Below are 18,994 nucleotides of genomic sequence, written 5' to 3'. Positions count from 1 at the left end.
GTCACATCGTTTTCAAGGATACCGGATGACCATCAACCATTTTTTCAAATTAGCACTGCTGCCACTGAGCATACACCAGGCATTTGCCGCTCTACCGCAAAGCCCGGCGGAACAACCTGGCACCGCGACACAAGAATCCCCTTCTTTTGTATCACGTTTCATGAATGACGATAATCCGTTCCGCGTCAATTTCGAGCTGGGCGACCACCCATCCTATTTCCAGGTTTACGGCCTGGTAGATATCGGCCTCACCCATATCAACCACTCCTTGCCCGAAAGCTACGAGTTAGCGAATAACTTTTATCCTTATGCCGGTGCCAAAAAGACCGCCAGAACCACTTCACGCACCAACTGGGTCAATGGTGGCTGGCAAGGCTCACGCCTGGGTTTTAAAGGCGAAGTGGCCAAGCTGCAAGCCTGGGATCATGATTTCAAATTCATCTACCAATTTGAAGCCGGCTTTAATACGCTGGATATGAAACTGCATGATGCTGCGCAAACACTGGCCGATAACTCGGGTACCAATGCCAACTCCAGCGTCAGCACCAACTCATCCATGAACGGTGAGCTGTTTACCAGACAGGCCTGGGCAGGGATAGATGGCGGCTCATTGGGCAAACTGACCTACGGTACCCAATACAACCCGTTCTTTGAAATTACCGTAACCTATGATCCTAACGGCAAAGCAGACAGTTTTTCACCCCTGGGTGAAAGCGGTACCGTTGGCGGTGGCGGTGGCGTGTCTGAAAACTCACGTATGAAAAACTCCATCAAATACGCCAACGTTTACGAGTTGGAAGATCATGACAAAATCAATTATGCCGTGATCAACCAGTTCGGCAATTCTGCTGGCACATCGCACGGCAACGGCTTTACCACGCAGCTAGGCTACGAGAGCAGTGCCTTCGGTGTGCAGTTCGCCTACGACAAATTTTTTGACTCCGTACGTTCGGGGACAGCAGCGCCTGGCAACCCTTTAGCGAATGACACCATTGCCGTAGCCCTGCTTAACACCGAAGCCGCCTTGCTGACTGGCAGATGGTCACCGACCAAAGACCTGAAGATCATAGGCGGTATGGAATGGTACCAATTGAAGCCTTCCTCTACACCCACCATCAGTTACCATAACCTGTACGACCAAACAGTGTTTGGCGGCGTGGCCACCTCTGCATTGCAGCCTGGCTTTAAACAGGATAACCATGTCTATTACCTGGGAGCCAACTTTGACTTTGCGCAACGCATGCCGGCACTGGCAGGCCTGACCACTTCTGTAGGCTTTTATGAAACCAAAGCCGATGCCATTGAAGGTCCTACGGTCTCAACCAACTCGCAAGGCAAGATCGAGACCTGGACAGCCATGGCTGACTACAGGTTTAACAAGCGCTTTGATACCTATGTCGCTTACACCAGCAACCATTTTTCCGGGGACAAATACCCGAGTGCCACCACTTATAGAGATGTGAACAGTGTAGGGGCAGGGCTGCGGCTAAAATTTTAAAACCGGCGAAATTTTAAAACCGGCGGCAACCTGGCCGGCTTAAACAAAAAAGACTCAAGCATTGCTTGAGTCTTTTTTTACTGCCCTGGCGCATGCTACACGCTAGTGGCCTGTTCAGGCCAGATGTTGGCGTCTGCGTGCCAGCAAACCTGCTACTCCCAGACCAAGCAGCAACATGCCATAAGCGTCAGGCTCAGGTACGGCCGTCACTGGCAAGCCTGCGACTTCGGTGGCTTTGAACATGCCGTTCACATTGACCTGGGTATTGGTGTTCCAGCTTTTGCCTATCACATTGCCGTTGATGGCAGTATAGCCGCCGGTGATATCAGCCAGCGGCGCCAGAATAGAACCTGTGGCGCCGGAACCTGTGTTAAGGGCGGTCGCTTCGTAAAAGTTATAGATCACATTGAAACCATACTTGCCAAAATCGGTGCCCGTACCGCCATCAAACTTCAATGCGTTGCCAGAAATGTTGAGGATGATGGTCTGGCCGTTGGCAAAGCCGCTAAAAGTGGTGTTGTTTCTGGAGTTGAACAGACTGCCGTCGATGTCAAAGATCTGTGCATCAGTGCTGTTGCTGGCGGTGAGCTGCAAACCGCTATATTGATAGCTGGCAGTGCCGGTATTGTTCAGGCCGTTCAGGCTGAGTGACAGGTTTTGCAGGTAAGTGCGCTCACTGGCAAAATCGACCGGGTTGCTATTGGTATAAGCCCCGTTAAAGCCAAAGCTGGAGGTAGTGCTGGCGCCAGCCACATCAATATTGCCGTTCTTCACGCTGCCACTGCTAAAGGTCAGGCTCTTGCCCACCACCAGTGAATTACCGGCTACGCCACGATTGAGCTCGTTCACGGCATAGTTAGATGCAATGAAGTGACCACCGACAGCGATGGCGCCTTCAACATCGCTGTTGCTGCTGGTAAAGTTCTCAAATACGAATACATTAAACTGACCGGCAACACCCAGATCAAGGATACCTGCAGATGCACTCAAGGCCTGCATTGATAATGCGGTGATGGCTAAATGCTTGATGATTGACTTCATATGGCTTTCTATAGCGTGACTTTATGGAGAATGGCAGCGAACATGGTGCTCATTTAGGCTGCCATGCTAAAGAATAACGCTGGCATTCGCATCTGTTTTTAACTACTTTTACGTTGTGGGTATTACTGTTCAGGCGAGTGCCGGGCCAGCGTCAGGATTAGGGCAGGCATCAGCAGATATCGATCTGGGCGCCTTGAGGGCCGGCCTTTTGCGCTTCAGCGACCAGCAGTTGTTCAAACGCTGCTGCCGGGATGGGCGGCGAATAGAAGAATCCCTGAGCATAATCACAATGGATAGCGCGCAGCAAGTCACGCTGTACGGAGGTTTCCACGCCTTCGGCGATCACCTTGAGGCCAAGTTTGTGCGCCATGACGATGATGGCTTCACACAAGACATAGCTTTCGTTACCTTCGCTCAGTTCGCGTGTAAACGACTGGTCTATCTTGAGAAAATCAATATCAAACTTGCTCAGGTAGGATAAAGAGGAATAACCGGTGCCGAAGTCATCAATGGCGACCTGGACGCCCAGATCCCTGAAATGCAGCAGGCGCTGCTCAACCACCGGGTCAGGGTTGAGCAACAGGCCTTCGGTGATCTCGACCACGATACGTTTGCCATCCAGGCCGAGTTGCTGCAGCAGTTGCATCCAGTCACTGTTCATGGCCGACGGCTCGATAAACTGCATAGGTGATTTGTTGACACTGATGGCGAATTCGTCGCCCACCAGCGCCTGCCACTTCAATGCATTCTGTGCCGCCTGCCTGAATATCCAGTCGCCCATGCGGGTGATCTCGCCGGTCTCTTCTGCCACCGGGATAAACAGGGCCGGGCTGATCAATCCGCGCGTGGGGTGCTGCCAGCGCATCAGGGTCTCGGCTTTGACTATCCTGTCACTACGCAGGCAGATGATAGGCTGGTAATAATCACGCAACTCATCGTTCTCCACCGCGTTGCGTAGATCCCTGGCTAACGATGTGCGCTGGGTCAGTGCCTCGCGCATGGCCAGTGAGAAATAGCACACATTATTGCGCCCGCGGTTTTTGGCTTCATACATGGCCTGGTCCGAATGCTGGATCATCTCTTCGGCGTTGGCGGCATCATCAGGAAACTGGCTGATGCCTATACTGGCAGTGACGAACATGCGTTCGCCACCCAGGATATACGAGTGAGAGATATGCTGCAGCACCTGATTGCACAGCGTGTGCAGATCGGCCACCTCATCCGGCAGGATCACGGCGAACTCGTCGCCGCCCAGGCGCGCCACGGTCGCACTCTCCATCAGGTTCTGGCGTATGCGCCGCCCGACTTCTATCAGCAGGTCATCACCGCGGTGGTGGCCCAGCGTATCGTTCACATCCTTGAATTGGTCCAGATCGAGAAACAGCAGCGTCAGCCGTTGTTGTTTCAGTGTCGCTTCCTGTATCGCTTCTACCAGCCGCTGGTTGAAATAATGCCGGTTAGGCAGCTGGGTCAGGCTGTCATAATTCGCCTGCCGCCAGATCGCTTCTGCGGCGGCTTTTTTCTCGGTGATATCGAAATGCGTACCATGCATGACCAGCGGTTCGCCGCTGGCAGTGCGCGAGATCAGGCTGCCACGGTCAGACACCCAGATCCAGCGTCCGTCTTTGTGGCGCATGCGTATATCGCATTCATAAAAATCAATCTCGCGCTTGAGGTGGCGTTCTATCAACTGCATGGCCATCTGCAGATCATCGGGATGCATCAGCTGGGTGGCGGTTTCCAGTGACAGCGGCGCGAGCTCGTCCAGCGTGTAGCCTACGATCTCGGCCCAGCGCGCATTGAACTGGCACTCCCCGGTCTGCATATTCCACTCCCAGGTGCCGGCCCGCGTCGCATCAATGATCTCGGTCAGGCGCATGCGCTGGTTTTCCAGTTCCTGGCTTTTGCTCTCTATCTCTGCGGTCTTGCGCCTGACCGCCACCCGCAGGGTGAACACCAGCAACATCAGCACCACCGCCACGACCAGTATGAACGCCAGCCCGAGGATAGCCTGCCTGGAATAGGCATTGCGCGGCACATGCCTGCCTTTCCATTTGGATTCTATCGCTGCCAGTTCAGCGGCGGTAATGGTAGACGCGCCCTGTTCTATCAAGGCGAGTAACTGCGGATTATCTTTTTTGACTGCTCTATGGAATTTGCCGTGATAAAGGGTGAATGACCGCAATATGCTATTCTCGGCGCCCTTGCGATATAGATAGTAGCTGGCGGGATAATCGTCCATGCAACTGATCATGACTTGCTGGTTCAGAGTCGCCTGAATGATCTCGTCATAACTGTTGTACACGCGGAAAGATTTCACCCCGGCTTCTTTCAGCTGGAAGATGCAGCCATCGCCTTTTTGCACACCCACGGTAAAGCCAGCCAGTGACTCGGCAGAGATCAGGCCGCTCATGCTTTCATGCGCATAAATGCCGACAGCGACTTTGGCATAAGGCGCCGAGAACGCATATCTGGTCTCGCGCTCGGGGTTGCGGAAGATCATTTCAATCACATCCGCATGCCCGCTCAGCAATTGCTGTTGCGCCATCTCCCAGGTGGTGGAGATCAGCGTGACATCGACACCGGTCTTCTGCTCCCACAGCTTCCAGTAATCCGCCACTATGCCTACGGTATTGCCCTGGTCATCCTTGAATAAATAGGGCGGGTAATTATCGTCACTGATGACGGTGATGGCCTTTTCGGGCGTGGCAACAGCCTGGCAAATACTTGCCAGGCTGAACAAGAGTAAGAGAGAGTAAGAGATGAAATAACGCATGCTGAACAGGTGTGACCACTTACATCGATTCAACTTTCGTCACATGGAATAATTGTTGTTCGGTTTTTTTAACCGATTATGCGGGATATGAAAAATTAAAACCATCTCAATACAATTAATTTGATATTAATGGCGTCAATAGTGTCCCAGTCTTAGGCAAAAATCAGACATCAGGCGCACCGGCCTTGATCTTCTCCATCCAGTCTTCCACCTGGATAAAGCCTGAGTCCTGTGCTTTTCTGGCATCTTCTTCTGACAGCACATCCTGCATGAACTCAAAGCGTTTCCATTCGGCCAGTGGCGTCTGGCATTGCGCGACCGGCACATAACGCGACTGGCTTTCACGCGTATAACGGTGGATATAGCGCGGGCAGTTCTGCCACAATTCAGACAGGGTGACCTTGACCACGAATTCGGCTTCCTGGTAGAGGGCCAGTAGTTGCGGGTCCCTGGAAACTGCACTCACCCCTTGCAGGCGGATGCGGTGTGGCTTGTCAAACGCAATAAACAGCATGCCTATCTCGGCATTCGCCACCATATTGCCCACCGACAACTGCATGCCGTTGCCGTTATACACCGGGAAGATCAGCGTCTGCCCATCCAGCACCTGCACAAAGCCGGTGTGGCCGCCTTTATAAGACACGGTCGGCCGGCCGTTGTGGTCCACCGTAGACAGGAAAAACATATCCAGCGATTCGATAAAGCCTTTGGCATCGGCATCGATCTCCGTCTTGCAGGCGATCTCCTCTATCCTGTCGGCCAGTTTCCTGGTGCCCTGCTCGTCCTGCACCTTGCGATGCACCTCCCCGAATAAACGACTCATGCTTCCCCCCTATACAGAATTTAATGTCTTAACAAATGAGCTCACCGGGTGAACAGCATCACCCGGTCACGCACAGCTATTGTAGATCCGGCGCAGGTAATCGTCAGCCGTCTTTGGTCATTAGAACACGCGTATCAACCTGAAACTCCACAATTTCTCAGTTTTGCCGCCCGCGTTGAGGGTAGAGGTGGCGACCCCGGCCTGTAGCGTGTAATGCTGGTTGATATCATAGTGCAGCTGGGGCGTCAGCCGGTAACGCCAGGAGCCGCCACTGCTGACTTCCTGGTTCAGCTCCAGGCCCAGCGTCAGCCTTGGCGAGACATCATAGAACACGGTATTGTTCAGCAGGTATTCGACCTCGGCACTGCGATTGATACCATTGATGCGCAGCCCCAGCATGCTCAGGCTAGACCATTTGTCCGCCCAGCGCACGGCATGGATATAAGTCGCGTCACCCGACAGGGTCTTGGTATGTTTGTTGAGGTCGAGGAAAGCCTGCCAGCCATTGGCCATGCCCAGATGGTTATAAATACCCAGGGTCTTCTGGATGGCCACTTTATAGCGCTCATGGCTGGCATCTTCAAACGGCAATTCAAGCTCCAGCGCCAGGTCATCGGCCAGGCCATATTCCACCTCGGGCGCCCAGCTGACATCATCGGTGCGCGGGTTAATATCCACCAGCGCATTGACTTCCATATCGCCTTGCCTGACCCCTAGCGGGCGCACCAGGTCATACACCATAGGTTCAGGTATCCTCAGCAGCCGGTCACTGTGTGCGGCGTCCGTCTCGCGGAAAAACGGTTCTTCTGCCGCCTGGGCTAGTGGCAGCAAAAGTGAGGAACAATATGCCCAGGTAAAAATATTTTTTTCCAGCTTCATAACTGCATTGATATAAATAAAAATGCAATGCTATCATGGCAATCAGGAGATATAGGCTTACACACCCATTTAATGCCTGGTCGGCATAGGCTTTAAATAGGCATTCTCCGCTGTAACAGGCAATACCCTTGCAAAAGATGAACTTGCAGCAGATTGGCGAGTCACTATGCTAATCAGCATCTTTGCATTTATCTGATTGTTTGACGTTTTTTTAAATTAACGTTTCCTGAACAGGATCAGAGCAAGGAACCTATGTCGACACTCGCTTACTTTTTAACGGGGCAAAACAACCCGTTTGTCGTACTGTTATCGCTGCTGATGTCATGCAGTATCTGGTGGGGGGTGCTGGTGATCGAGTCCAGCATCCGCAGCCTGGATTACCTGAATGCCCGCAAATGGCGTATCTGGCAGACCTTGCTACTCGGCTTTGGCATCTGGGCCTTTCACTTTATCGGCATGCTGGGCTGGCACCCGGGTTTCACGCTTTATTTTGATACCACCCTCACCTTTACCTCGCTGATCATTTCCATCCTGGCGGCTTACTCGCTGATCGCGGCTTTCAAGATGAAAGCCGGGCTGTTTTCAACCTATATCATGCTGCATACGCTGGGGTTCACCGTGGGCCTGGGCATCATGCATTACCTGGGTATTTTTTCGGCGCAGACAGTGCCGGGGGCAAAATGGGATTGGTCCTGGGTGCTGATATCGCTGGTGCTGGCCATAGTGCTGGGCCTGGTGGCGGTGGCATGGACGCAGTGGAAAACGCAACTGCCTTCCGCAAGCAAGCGCAACGCGCGCTTTTTTGTCGCCCTGGGCCTGGGCGTACTGTTATTTTTTGTGCACTATACCGGCGTCATCGGGGCCAGTTTTCCGCAAGGTAGCTTCTGTATCAACAATGCGGCGTTTTCCACCGGCACCCTGGCCACCATCGTCATTATCTGCGGCTTGATCATGGCGGCTTCCATGATGTTTACCAGCAATATGGAGGCCCGCATTGAGTCCAAACTACAGGAACAGAACCGTAACCTGACCAATAAGACCGAGTTACTGGAACAACTGCTGTTTGTAGACACCATCACCGAACTGCCTAACCGCAATGCGCTGGACCAGAAATTGCGCGAATTGGTCAAAAGCAACCACAACCACGCGCACCTGATCAAGATCCTGCTGGTAAGCTACGAATCTATCTGTGACTCGTGGGGGCAGGAGTTCGGCAACAAAGTCATACACCTGATGAAAGACCGCATCAATGAGCACAAGCTGCAAAACAGCACGCTGTACCGGGCTTCCGAAAGTGTGTTCGAGATATTGTCCACCCATTACATTCCCGATATTCCGGCGTTCGCCTCGCACCTGACTGAACATATCTCGCAATCTTTTGAGATCGATGGCAAATCGATTTCGGTGGGCTGCCAGATCGGTTTTGCCACTGCCAACTCTTATGGCGAGCTGACACAACTGCCCTCCATGTCACGCTCGGCCTGTGATTATGCACAGCGCAGCAGCGTCAGCTGGTTAAGCTTTGAGCCACACATGTTGAAAGATACCCGCGACGAACTGGAGATACAGGGCCAATTGCGTAAAGCCATCCATGACTCCGAGTTCAAACTGGCGTTTCAGCCCAAAGTGGATGCCAATTCGGGCGAGCTGATAGGCGCCGAGGCATTGCTGCGCTGGAGCACCGGCGACAACCAGTTTATCAGCCCGGCCAAGTTTATCCCCATCGCTGAGAAATACGGCTTGATCAATGCCATAGGCCAGCTGATATTGCACCAATCGCTGGCGCAGCAGGCGCGCTGGATCGCGGACCACTTGCACCTGCGGTTGTCTATCAACTTATCACCCTATCAGCTTGAGCAGCCCGATCTGGTCGAGACTATCGCCGCCCTGCTGAAAAGATACAAAGTGCCGCCCGATTCCATCTGTTTCGAGATCACCGAATCGGCCGCCATGCTGCGGCCCCAGCTGACCATAGAAAAACTGAGAAAACTGCGGCAACTGGGGGTAGAGCTGTCTATCGATGATTTCGGCACCGGCTATTCTTCGCTCAGCCTGCTGCATACGCTGCCCATCCATGAACTGAAGATAGACCGCAGCTTTGTGCAGAGCATACGCACCGGCAGCCTGCCTATCATCCGCGCCTCTATCCAGATGGCGAAAGACCTGCGCATACGCACGGTGGCAGAAGGCATAGAATCTGAAGACGAACGCGTGTGTATGGTCGCCTGCGGCGTCGATGAACTGCAAGGCTATCTGATCTCCATGCCCTTGTTCGGAGATGCCTTCACAACCTTTGCCCTCAACCACAAGCAGGTGAGCCATGCCGGCATTTTTTAGTCTGAGAAACCTGGTCGCTGCCGCGATACTGATGACACTGACCGTGTATCTGGTGCCGCAGCATGTGCTGTCACCTATCGTTTCCGAAGCGCTCATAGAACTGCAGTTGCTCGCCGAGCTGTTTGTGATTGTGATTGCGGCATTGATCGCCATCACGGCATGGAACAGCCTGCCGGCAGAACTGGGGTTCTCACGTGCCGGTGCTGAAAGAAACGTGAACCACATCCTGCTCACCGGGTTCTCGCTGGTGTTTATCATGCACGCTGCCTACCTGTATGGTTTTGTCGATGAAAAGACTTTCGACCCCAGCCGCAAGACCACGGTTTTCCTGTTTTATGCCAGGGTGTTTGAGATCATGGTCTATGCCGCGCTGACCTTTGGCATCAAACTGCGCGCCCAGCGCAAGACCCTGCTGCTGGCGGGATTGAGTTTTGCTGCTGTGCTGGTATTGCTGACCGAGCCTTACACCGCAGCCATCCAGGCGCAATCTGCTGACTCGGTGTTTGTGCATGCAGTGGCAGGCTATATGGTGGCATTGCTGTACTTTGCCCTCGCTTATCTGCTGTTCTCGCAATCGACGGCGACCCTGCTGCAGCATGAGCGCGCCTGCCAGCTGGCTTACACCTGTGTATTCTCGGGCCTGAGCTTGCTTTGCCTGCAATCGCACCAGACTGACTCTGACCTGGGCGAGCTGGCCAGCCATGTGTTCACCATCATCGCCTATACCTTGCTGTCCAGGCTGACGTTCGTGTTTACTTTTGATCAGTATGCGCAGAACCTGAAACAGATCCAGCAACAGAATCAAACCGAACTGAACACTCTGATCCAGGCCTTGCCACTGTCTATCGCCAGGCTGGATCACAGCCTGCGCTACCGCTATGTGAATACCACGCACGAGAAAGTCATGGGCTTTCCCCTGGGTGACACCATAGGCAAACATGTGGATGAGATACTGCCGCACGAGATACGCGAGACGGCCAGGATGCACCTGGCAAAAGCGCTGGAGGGCAAGCACGGCAACTTTAACTATTCGATAGAAAAAGTCGATTCCAAAATGGCTTATCGCCATGTGCAGGTGGTGCCCGAGCCGGATGAGCATAATGAAGGCGGTGTGCTCATGATCATTCTGGACACCTCGGATCAGGAGATCATGCAGCAAAAGGTCAGGCAGTTTGTGCGTGAGCTGACAGAACTGAATGCCGCGCTGGATGCGCACGCAATTGTGGCGTTCACCGACAGGAACGGCATCATCACCAAGGTGAATGACAAATTCTGCGAGATCTCCAAGTTCTCGCGCGGCGAGCTGATAGGGCGCACGCACAAGATCATCAACTCTGGCGTGCACCCCACCGCTTTTTTCAAGGATCTGTGGCAGACCATCTCATCCGGCCAGGTGTGGAATGGCGAGATCTGCAACCGGGCCAAGGATGGCAGCCTGTACTGGGTGCACACCACCATAGTGCCATTTCTGGGCCCGGATAATAAACCGCTGCAATATGTCGCCATCCGCGCCGACATCACCGAACGCAAACTGGCCGAAGAGCGGGCCAACTACCTGGCCTTGCATGACGTGCTGACCGGGCTGGCCAATCGCAGGCTGATGCATGAGCGGCTGGAGATCACCATGGCCAATTGCCAGCGTATGGCGGTCTATGGCGCACTCATCATGCTGGACCTGGATAAGTTCAAGCAGATCAATGACACCTATGGCCATGCCAGCGGCGACGAATTACTCAAGCAGGTGGCCAAGCGCCTGCAACGCTCGGTGCGCGGCAACGATACGGCTGCCAGACTGGGCGGCGACGAGTTCGTCATCATCATCAGTGACACCGGCGCCGGGTTCGACGAGGCCAAGGAGACCACCTCGCAATTCTGCGCGCGCATGAAAAACATCCTCAACCAGGCTTACGAGATCGACGAGCATGTATTCAAGGTGACTGCCAGCATGGGTTTTGTCGTGTTTAATGGCAACCAGGTGTCGGTAGACCATCTGTTCGAACGCGGTGATGCGGCCTTGTATGAAGCCAAAAACAAGGGCAAAGACCGCTTTGTGTTTTCAGAGGTGTGAATACTGCCAGCGCTATTGCCAGAAGCTGTAGGTGTTGCGCCCTTTTTGCTTGGCCTGATACAGCGCAATGTCCGCCTGCTTGAATAACTGTTTCAGTGCCACCTCTGAGGTCGGCTCAAACAGGGTCAAGCCTATGCTCAGATGTACGGCGATCTCGTGCCCGTGTATGTGCATGGGTTTCTTGAACACGCTTAACAGCTTGTTCGCCACTTTCACCAGGCTCTCCTGCGAATGCTGGTCGCGGACCACGATCACAAACTCATCACCGCCGATACGGCTCACGGTATCCACATCGCGGATATTGCTCTTGAGCATATTAGCCACCTGCTTGATGACTTCGTCACCGACATCGTGGCCGTAATTGTCATTGATGCTTTTAAAGTGATCGACATCCAGTGCCATCAGGCCGAACATCTTGCTAAAGCGTTTGGCCTCGGAGTGCACATAGTTGAGGCGGTTTTCCAGCAGCCTGCGGTTAGGCAGGCCGGTCAGGCTATCCATCAAGGCGCCTTCAGACAGGTAGTAGCGTTCCTTGGCAAAAAAGTAGGCGAACAGGCCGACCACCACACTGAAGACCAGACTTAAAATGACGCCAAACCTGCGGTCACGCAAGTTATGTATCTTTTTGTTCTCTATCGCCCACTCCCATTTACCATTGGGCACCAGGCTTTCCTGAATGTAGGCGTGCTTCTGCCTGAACAGTTGCGGGTCGCCATAAAACACATGCTTGTCGTCTGCCGTCCTGATGGCAAACGCAAATTCATTACGCAGATTGTGCTCAAAGGCCGCATCCAGAAAGGCATGCGTATCTATCACGGTCGAGATGATGCCCCAATAGCTGCCATCGATAAAGATAGGAAAGCGGTAGATCATGCCACTGCCACCCTGTATCAGGTCTAGCGGGCCATCCAGCACCCCCTGGCCGGACTCGATGGCAAGTTGCACTTTGGACCATTGTGATGGCACATAGCGGTAATCGATACCAATGATCTTCTCATTGCCTGTTTCGGGATAAACATAGGTCAGCTTGTAATCGACCGCCACTGCCAGGTTTCTGACATGGCGTGCCTGTGCCCACAGATCGGCCAGAATGGCCTGTATTTTGCGGGTTTCCAGCTGGTTTCTGTAGACTTTGATAAAACTGGACAAGCCATTGGAGATGAACAACAGCGAGTTGAGCTCCCTGTCCATCTCGGAGCGCAGCACGTTGCCATAAGAGGCCGCTTCGAGATAAGCCTCACTCTCATCTTTCTGGCGCTGGTATTCAAACAGGAAATACCAGAACGCAAAAGCGAGCAATGCGGCCAACAGGGCGACACACATGCTTTTGAAGGTTTGGTTAGGTTTGCGTAACACTGGTTTATGTCAGAAACTCATTGGGATAAATGATTGTATTTTAACCAGCTATAACTCTTTTGACACAAAAAAACGGTGATTACGGCTTAGTTTCGCAATTAATTACCATGATAAATACAAACTCAACAACATTCGCCGTGGCTGGCTATTTCATCACTGGCATGGCCTTTGCCACGGGCAAAGCAGGTTTATCCCGTGCCGGCTAAGGATTAAGCGCAGGGCAGAATCAGCATTTCCCCTAGTCTGTGTTCATGAATAAAAACAGTCCTCTTAACGACAATTAAGCAAAAATAGCTCACATATATACAGACCTGTATACAGCTTAAAACCCTTCATTATCACGAGAGGATAATCCATGAAAAATCAATTGCGCATCATCACGGCCCTGACACTTGTGCTGTCCGGCGTTGCCGTCGCCCAGGAAAATATAGAGCGCATGCATGCCAGCAGCATGCGATCATTTACGCCAGAAACGGTGCAATGGCAAGACGAACCCATACTGCCCAAAGGGGCCAAGAGTGCCATCCTGGTGGGTGACCCGACTAAAAAAGGCGTGTTTATCGCCTGGCTCAAATTCCCTGCCAATTACCCTATCCCGCCGCATACACACCCCTATACCGAAGTGGTGACTGTGCTGAGTGGTAAAGTCGGCAATGGTATGGGCAAGGTATTGGACAAAACCAAAGGTGAAATGCTGAATGCCGGTTCCAGCTTTGTATTACCTAGCGGCCATACGCACTATTTGTGGACCACCGACCAGGAAACCATAGTAGAACTGATCGCCACCGGGCCCTGGGATATCACCTATACCAACCCGGCAGAAGATCCGCGAAAAGAGGACCCGCGCAAAAAAGCTGCAGCGCCTAAAAAATAACCCAGTCGGCCAGCTAGCGGGGCGGCGCGGGCGGGTTTGCCTGGGCCGCCCCGCTAGCCTGAACAAACCCGGCACTGTCAGCGATCGCTAGTGGCTGTACTGATTTCTTGTCGCATGCACAGGCCAGAAAATCGTGCCATCAACCTGGCTATGCCCAATTAAAACGAACGTCCCTCCCGCACACTGGTCTGACTGTAAAGCGAAGAAAAACGCTCTCAAAATGACTCTTTTATGACTATATATTTTATGTGTATTTTTATATAGTTTGAATGAAATCACTGCAGGGAGAGATTGTGACCAGTCACGAAAAATTAAGACTAGAAAAACTAAGGTCATTGGGATTGCTCGATTCAGACCCTGATGAATTCTTCGACTGTATTACCCGGGTCGCTTCCACCATACTCGGCACCCCCATCTCTGTCATCTCGCTGGTCGATGAGAACCGGCAGTGGTTTAAATCCAAACACGGTATAGATGCCACCGAAACCGCCAGGGATATCTCCTTCTGTACCCATGCCGTGAGCAGCGGCCAGCAGCTCATCGTTGAAGACGCCAGCAATGATGCGCGCTTCGCCAGCAACCCGCTGGTCGTGAATGCACCCAACATCCGCTTTTACGCCGGCATCCCGATCAAAAGCGTAGAGGGCTATTCGCTGGGCACCTTATGCGTGATAGATAACAAACCCAAACGCCCCAGCAGCAGCGAATTAAAGGCACTCAATGACCTGGCGCAGCTCGCCACCAAAGAGATCCAGTTCCGTGAGCGCATGCTCAGCGCGCAAGACTCGATAGACCAGGCCCAAAGCAAATTCAAAAGTGTGTTTGAGAACGCCGGTGTCGGTATCGCGCTGGTCAACCCCAGCGGTGGCTGGTTGCAGGTCAACAGCGAGTTATGCAAGATCGTAGATTACAGCCAGGCCGAGCTGATAGACCTGACTTTTCAGGACATCACCCACCCTGAAGATCTGAACACCGACCTCAACCTGCTGGACCAGCTGGTGACCGACAAAATAGACCGTTACCAGCTGGAAAAAAGATATATCCGCAAAGACCAGGCCACCATCTGGGTTGAGATCACGGTCACCAAGCACACGACAGAGAGAGGCGAGCTGGATTACTTTATCGCCATCGTCAAGGATATACAGTCGGCGAAAGAAACCGAATTCGCGCTGACGGCGTTGCGCAGGACGCTGGAAGAAAAAGTGGCACAACGCACAGATGAACTGCGCCTGGTCAATCAATCCATGTCCAAAGCCTATCAGGAAAAGATACAGTCCGAGCAGGAGTTGCAGAACAAGGAACTGGAGTTGAGGACCATACTGGATAATGCCAATGAGGCCTATATCTGTATGGACGCCGAAGGGCTGGTCACCGCCTGGAACAAGCAGGCAGAAAACACTTTTGGCTGGCTGGAGCAAGAAGCCATAGGAAAAAAACTGGAAAACCTGATCATTCCGCCTGAATCACAAGCGGCCCACCATCACGGCATGCACAGATACCTGACAGAAAGGAAATCCAGGATACTGGGCAACCGTATCGAGCTGGAAGCGGTGCGTAAAGATGGCGTGCGCATTCCTATCGAACTGCAGGTGAACGCGCTGGAAATCAACGAGCAGGTGCTGTTCACCTCTTTTCTCAGGGATATCACCGAGCGCAAGCAGCTGGAGAACCTGCTTAAAAATGAAGCGAGGAACGACCCGCTGACCGGCCTGGCCAACCGGCGCAAACTGGAAGAGATACTGCCTATCGCTTTTCAGCGTGCCAAGAGCAACAAGGTATACCTGGCGCTGGTGTTTATCGACCTGGATGGCTTTAAACTGATCAATGACACCCATGGCCACCAGGTGGGCGACCAGTTACTCAGAGAAGTCGCCAACCGTATCAACCATTGCAGCAGGATGTCGGATACCGCGGTCAGGTATGCCGGTGATGAATTCGTCATCGTGCTGGAAAACCTGAAAAACAAGCATGACACCAAACGCATCTCGGCCAATATACAGAAGATCATGGCCGAGCCGGTGCTGGTGGGTGATACACAACTGCAGATCACCCTCAGCATAGGTATCGCCTATTATGGCGGCGCCGAGCCGCAAGCCATTGAGCCGCTGGAGCTGATCAGGCTGGCGGACAAAGCCATGTACACCGCCAAAAAGAACGGCAAAAACGGGGTGGTGATGATAGATTAAGCCCTGCCCGGTCTGCGCTTTGCCCGCAGCCACACAAAACTTCAGCGCAGCGGCGGGGGCGGTTACACAGCCTCCATCCAGTCATACACCACCGGCAGCAAGATCAGTGTGAGTACGGTGGCAGTCAGCAGCCCGCCGATCACAACGATAGCCAGCGGCCGTAATATCTCCGAGCCTACGCCGCTGGCGAGCACAAATGGTATCAATCCGAATATCTCCACCAGCGCAGTCATCATCACCGGCCGCAAGCGCAAGGTGCTACCCTCAACGACGGCCTCGCGCACTGTGCGCCCCTGGTCGCGTAACTGGTTGATAAATGACACCAGCACTATGCCGTTCAACATGGCCACGCCAAACACGGCAATAAAACCTATCGCCGCCGGCACAGAGAGGTATTGCCGGCAAAGCGCCAGGGCGAAGAGTCCGCCCATGGCCGCGAAAGGCACGTTGGCGAGTATCAGGCCGGCATAGCGCAAGCTATGAAACGCGGTATACAGCAGCACAAAGATCAGGCCTATGGTCAGCGGCACGATCAGCGCCAGTTTGCCCATGGCGCGTTGCTGATGCTCAAAGGCACCGCCCCACTCTATCCAGTAGCCGCTGGGTAATCGTATCTGCTGGTCTATGCGTGCCTGTGCCTGCTTGACGAAGCCATCGATGTCGCGGCCCTGCACGTCCATCTGGATCACGGCATAGCGCTGTAACTGCTCGCGCCGGATAAAGGCATAGCCTTCTTCTGTGCTTAAGGTTGCCACCTGCGAAAGCGGGATCAGCGCACCTTGCGCGGTCGGGATAGGGATCTCGCCTATGGCTTTGACATCGGCACGGAACGCCGGGGCAAACCAGACCTGGAGATCAAAGCGCTTGACGCCATCGATCACGCTGGACACCGGCTTGCCGCCTATGCCGGACTGCACCACCTGCAACACGTCATCGGCATTTATGCCATAGCGGGCGATGGCTTCACGGTCTACCGTGATCTTCAATTGCGGTTTGCCCAGATTGGCTTCCAGCGCCAGCTCGCTGACCCCCTCCACCCCGGCCAGTGTCGCTTTCACCTGGCTGGCGATACGGTCTATGCTGGCCAGTTCCTCGCCGTAAACTTTCACCGACAAGGTCGCACGCACCCCTGAGATCAGCTCTTCCACACGCATCTGTATCGGCTGGGTGGCAGCGATCACGGCTTCCGGCACGGCTTTTTCCAGTTGCGCCTGCAGTTTTTGCGCCAGTTGCGCATGGCTGATCTTTTCAGGCCAGGTAGCTGCCGGCTTTAAATGCACCAGTATCTCCATGTAATTCACATCGGCGATCTCGCCTTTTTCTGCGCGCCCCAGCATGGCGACACTGCCTTGCACTTCCGGCATATATTTCAGGCTGGCGTATACGCGGTCCGACACCGCCAGCGACTGTTCGAGTGACGCCGAGGGGATATTGGTCACCCGGAACAGGATATCCTGCTCTTGCAGATTAGGCATGAACTCCTTGCCCAAAAACGGCAGCAGTATCAGCGAGGCGATAAATGCCAGCGTGGTCAGCGCCACGATGATCTTTTGATGCGCCAGGCTCCATTGCAAGCCCCTGAGATAAGCGGGCTTGCAGTTGCGTATCAGCCACGGCTCTTTTTCTGACCCCGGCTTTAACAGCAGTGAGGCCAGCACAGGGATCAGCGTCAGGGTCAGCAGCATGGAGCCGGCCATGGCAAACGTCATATTGATCGCCAGTGGCTTGAACAGTTTGCCTTCCAGCCCGGTCAGCGAAAATATGGGCAGGAACACCACGGTGATGATCAGCACGCCGAAAGCGACAGGATGGATCACCTCTTTGGCGGCAGCCAACACCACCTGCATCTGACTGCCCTGCTTAGGCTGGTCAGTGGTTGCGGCAAACTGCGACAGCCGCCGGTAACAGTTTTCTACCAGCACCAGTGGCCCGTCTATGGTCATGCCCAGGCCTATGATCAAACCGCCCAGTGACATCAGATTGGCCGAGATGCCGTAATATTGCATCAGGATAAAGGCGATCAGCCTGCCGAGCGGGATGGCGACCACCACCACCAGCGCCGCGCGCACTTCGCCCAACAGCAGAAACAGCACGGCGATGACCAGCAAGGCGCCTTCTATCATGGCCCGGTCAGCCATGTGTATCGCTTTATCTATGATAGCGGTGCGGTCATACACGGTTTCCAGCGTCACGCCGGCTGGCAGTGTCGCCTTGATCAGGGCCAGTTTCTGCTTGGCCGCATTCACCACCTGTTGCGCATTTTCACCCAGGCGTGCCAGCACCATGCCCATCACCACCTCTTTGCCATCCTGGGTCACAGCCCCCACGCGCAAGCCGGGGCCTGCAACCACTTTGGCGATATTCTCTATATAGACCGGCGTGCCATTGTTCTCGGCGACCACTATCCTTTCGATATCCCGCGTCGATCTGACCAGGCCCAGGCCGCGCACCAGCAACTGCTCCTGGCCGACATTGATGAACTGCCCGCCTACCTGGCGGTTATTGGCGGTGAGGCGCTCAACCACTTGCGCAAAAGTCAAACCATACTGAAACAGTTTTTGCGGGTCGACCTGCACCTGGAATTGTTTTTCATGGCCGCCCCACGAGGTGACATCATCCACGCCCGCCGTGGTCCGCAACACCATGCGCACCGTCCAATCCTGCAGTGTGCGCAGTTCCATCGCACTCAGGCTGTCAGACTTGAGGGTGTACCAGAGCACCTGCCCTAGCCCGGAAGTATTCGGCCCCAGCACCGGCTCGCCATAACCCTGCCCGCCGTCGGCCATGCGCATGCGGTTCTTGATATCCGCCAGTTTCTCGCTGACCAGGAACCTGGCCTGCTGGATATCGGTGCCATCTTTAAAATAGACGCTGACATAGGACAGTCCGAACAGGGAGACCGAGCGGATATGCTCTATGCCTTTGAGGCCGGCCAATGCACTTTCTACCGGAAAGGTGACTAACTGCTCTACATCTTCAGACGCCAGGCCTGGCGATTCGGTGTAGATATTCACCTGGGCGGGCGTCACGTCGGGGAAAGCATCCAGCGGCACCTCCTGCCACGCCCGCACGCCAAAAAATACCAGCAGCAAAGAGGCCAGTATCACCAGTAGCCGGTAACGCAGCGCTGTGTCTAAGATCCAGTGCAACATATGC

Annotated in this window: 11 protein-coding genes; 5 read left to right on the top strand and 6 right to left on the bottom strand. The window is 53.9% G+C overall.

Annotated features, from left to right (window positions below; translation table 11 throughout):
- Nucleotides 1-25 precede the first annotated feature (25 nt).
- Nucleotides 26-1,498, top strand: coding sequence for a porin (locus tag ACT6RZ_RS01200; RefSeq protein WP_444700365.1), 1,473 nt, complete (start codon nt 26-28; stop codon nt 1,496-1,498).
- Between the two features lie 114 nt (nt 1,499-1,612).
- On the opposite strand, the gene ACT6RZ_RS01195 is transcribed toward ACT6RZ_RS01200, so the two are convergent.
- From ACT6RZ_RS01195 to ACT6RZ_RS01180, 4 genes are all read right to left on the bottom strand, one after another.
- Nucleotides 1,613-2,539, bottom strand: a complete 927-nt coding sequence (locus tag ACT6RZ_RS01195; protein WP_444700364.1) for a choice-of-anchor A family protein — start codon at nt 2,537-2,539, stop codon at nt 1,613-1,615.
- A gap of 169 nt (nt 2,540-2,708) precedes the next feature.
- A complete protein-coding gene (locus tag ACT6RZ_RS01190; RefSeq protein ID WP_444700363.1) occupies nt 2,709-5,315 on the bottom strand; it encodes an EAL domain-containing protein in 2,607 nt (868 codons plus the stop codon).
- Between the two features lie 163 nt (nt 5,316-5,478).
- A complete protein-coding gene (locus tag ACT6RZ_RS01185; protein ID WP_444700362.1) occupies nt 5,479-6,138 on the bottom strand; it encodes a pyridoxamine 5'-phosphate oxidase family protein in 660 nt (219 codons plus the stop codon).
- A 120-nt stretch (nt 6,139-6,258) separates the two neighbouring features.
- Nucleotides 6,259-7,017, bottom strand: a complete 759-nt coding sequence (locus ACT6RZ_RS01180; protein WP_444700361.1) for a hypothetical protein — start codon at nt 7,015-7,017, stop codon at nt 6,259-6,261.
- Nucleotides 7,018-7,269: 252 nt separating this feature from the next.
- On the opposite strand from ACT6RZ_RS01180, the gene ACT6RZ_RS01175 reads away from it, so the two are divergent.
- Nucleotides 7,270-9,354, top strand: a complete 2,085-nt coding sequence (locus tag ACT6RZ_RS01175; protein ID WP_444700360.1) for an EAL domain-containing protein — start codon at nt 7,270-7,272, stop codon at nt 9,352-9,354.
- Nucleotides 9,338-11,422: a diguanylate cyclase domain-containing protein gene (locus tag ACT6RZ_RS01170; protein ID WP_444700359.1), complete on the top strand. Its 2,085-nt coding sequence runs from the start codon at nt 9,338-9,340 to the stop codon at nt 11,420-11,422. The genes ACT6RZ_RS01175 and ACT6RZ_RS01170 overlap by 17 nt, the downstream gene beginning before the upstream one ends.
- Nucleotides 11,423-11,434: 12 nt before the next feature.
- Here the strand turns inward: ACT6RZ_RS01170 and ACT6RZ_RS01165 are convergent, their stop codons facing one another.
- On the bottom strand, nt 11,435-12,778 hold the full coding sequence (locus ACT6RZ_RS01165) for a diguanylate cyclase domain-containing protein (protein ID WP_444700358.1): 1,344 nt from the start codon (nt 12,776-12,778) through the stop codon (nt 11,435-11,437).
- A 355-nt stretch (nt 12,779-13,133) separates the two neighbouring features.
- On the opposite strand from ACT6RZ_RS01165, the gene ACT6RZ_RS01160 reads away from it, so the two are divergent.
- Both ACT6RZ_RS01160 and ACT6RZ_RS01155 read left to right on the top strand, forming a co-directional pair.
- On the top strand, nt 13,134-13,652 hold the full coding sequence (locus tag ACT6RZ_RS01160; protein ID WP_444700357.1) for a cupin domain-containing protein: 519 nt from the start codon (nt 13,134-13,136) through the stop codon (nt 13,650-13,652).
- Between the two features lie 293 nt (nt 13,653-13,945).
- Nucleotides 13,946-15,838 (top strand): PAS domain S-box protein, encoded by a 1,893-nt coding sequence (locus ACT6RZ_RS01155; protein ID WP_444700356.1) that lies wholly within the window; start codon nt 13,946-13,948, stop codon nt 15,836-15,838.
- Nucleotides 15,839-15,900: 62 nt separating this feature from the next.
- On the opposite strand, the gene ACT6RZ_RS01150 is transcribed toward ACT6RZ_RS01155, so the two are convergent.
- Nucleotides 15,901-18,990, bottom strand: a complete 3,090-nt coding sequence (locus tag ACT6RZ_RS01150; protein ID WP_444700355.1) for an efflux RND transporter permease subunit — start codon at nt 18,988-18,990, stop codon at nt 15,901-15,903.
- Nucleotides 18,991-18,994 lie beyond the last annotated feature (4 nt).

The sequence above is a fragment of the Methylophilus sp. genome (assembly GCF_052437885.1).
Lineage (GTDB): Bacteria > Pseudomonadota > Gammaproteobacteria > Burkholderiales > Methylophilaceae > Methylophilus.
The sequence above is the reverse complement of the archived record's forward strand: the minus strand, read 5'-3'. Positions and strand labels throughout refer to the sequence as shown.

Coding starts and splice junctions, on each gene's coding strand:
- ACT6RZ_RS01200 (WP_444700365.1), top strand. CDS start 26: ATGACCATCAACCATTTTTTCAAATTAGCACTGCTGCCACTGAGCATA.
- ACT6RZ_RS01195 (WP_444700364.1), bottom strand. CDS start 2,539: ATGAAGTCAATCATCAAGCATTTAGCCATCACCGCATTATCAATGCAG.
- ACT6RZ_RS01190 (WP_444700363.1), bottom strand. CDS start 5,315: ATGCGTTATTTCATCTCTTACTCTCTCTTACTCTTGTTCAGCCTGGCA.
- ACT6RZ_RS01185 (WP_444700362.1), bottom strand. CDS start 6,138: ATGAGTCGTTTATTCGGGGAGGTGCATCGCAAGGTGCAGGACGAGCAG.
- ACT6RZ_RS01180 (WP_444700361.1), bottom strand. CDS start 7,017: ATGAAGCTGGAAAAAAATATTTTTACCTGGGCATATTGTTCCTCACTT.
- ACT6RZ_RS01175 (WP_444700360.1), top strand. CDS start 7,270: ATGTCGACACTCGCTTACTTTTTAACGGGGCAAAACAACCCGTTTGTC.
- ACT6RZ_RS01170 (WP_444700359.1), top strand. CDS start 9,338: ATGCCGGCATTTTTTAGTCTGAGAAACCTGGTCGCTGCCGCGATACTG.
- ACT6RZ_RS01160 (WP_444700357.1), top strand. CDS start 13,134: ATGAAAAATCAATTGCGCATCATCACGGCCCTGACACTTGTGCTGTCC.
- ACT6RZ_RS01150 (WP_444700355.1), bottom strand. CDS start 18,990: ATGTTGCACTGGATCTTAGACACAGCGCTGCGTTACCGGCTACTGGTG.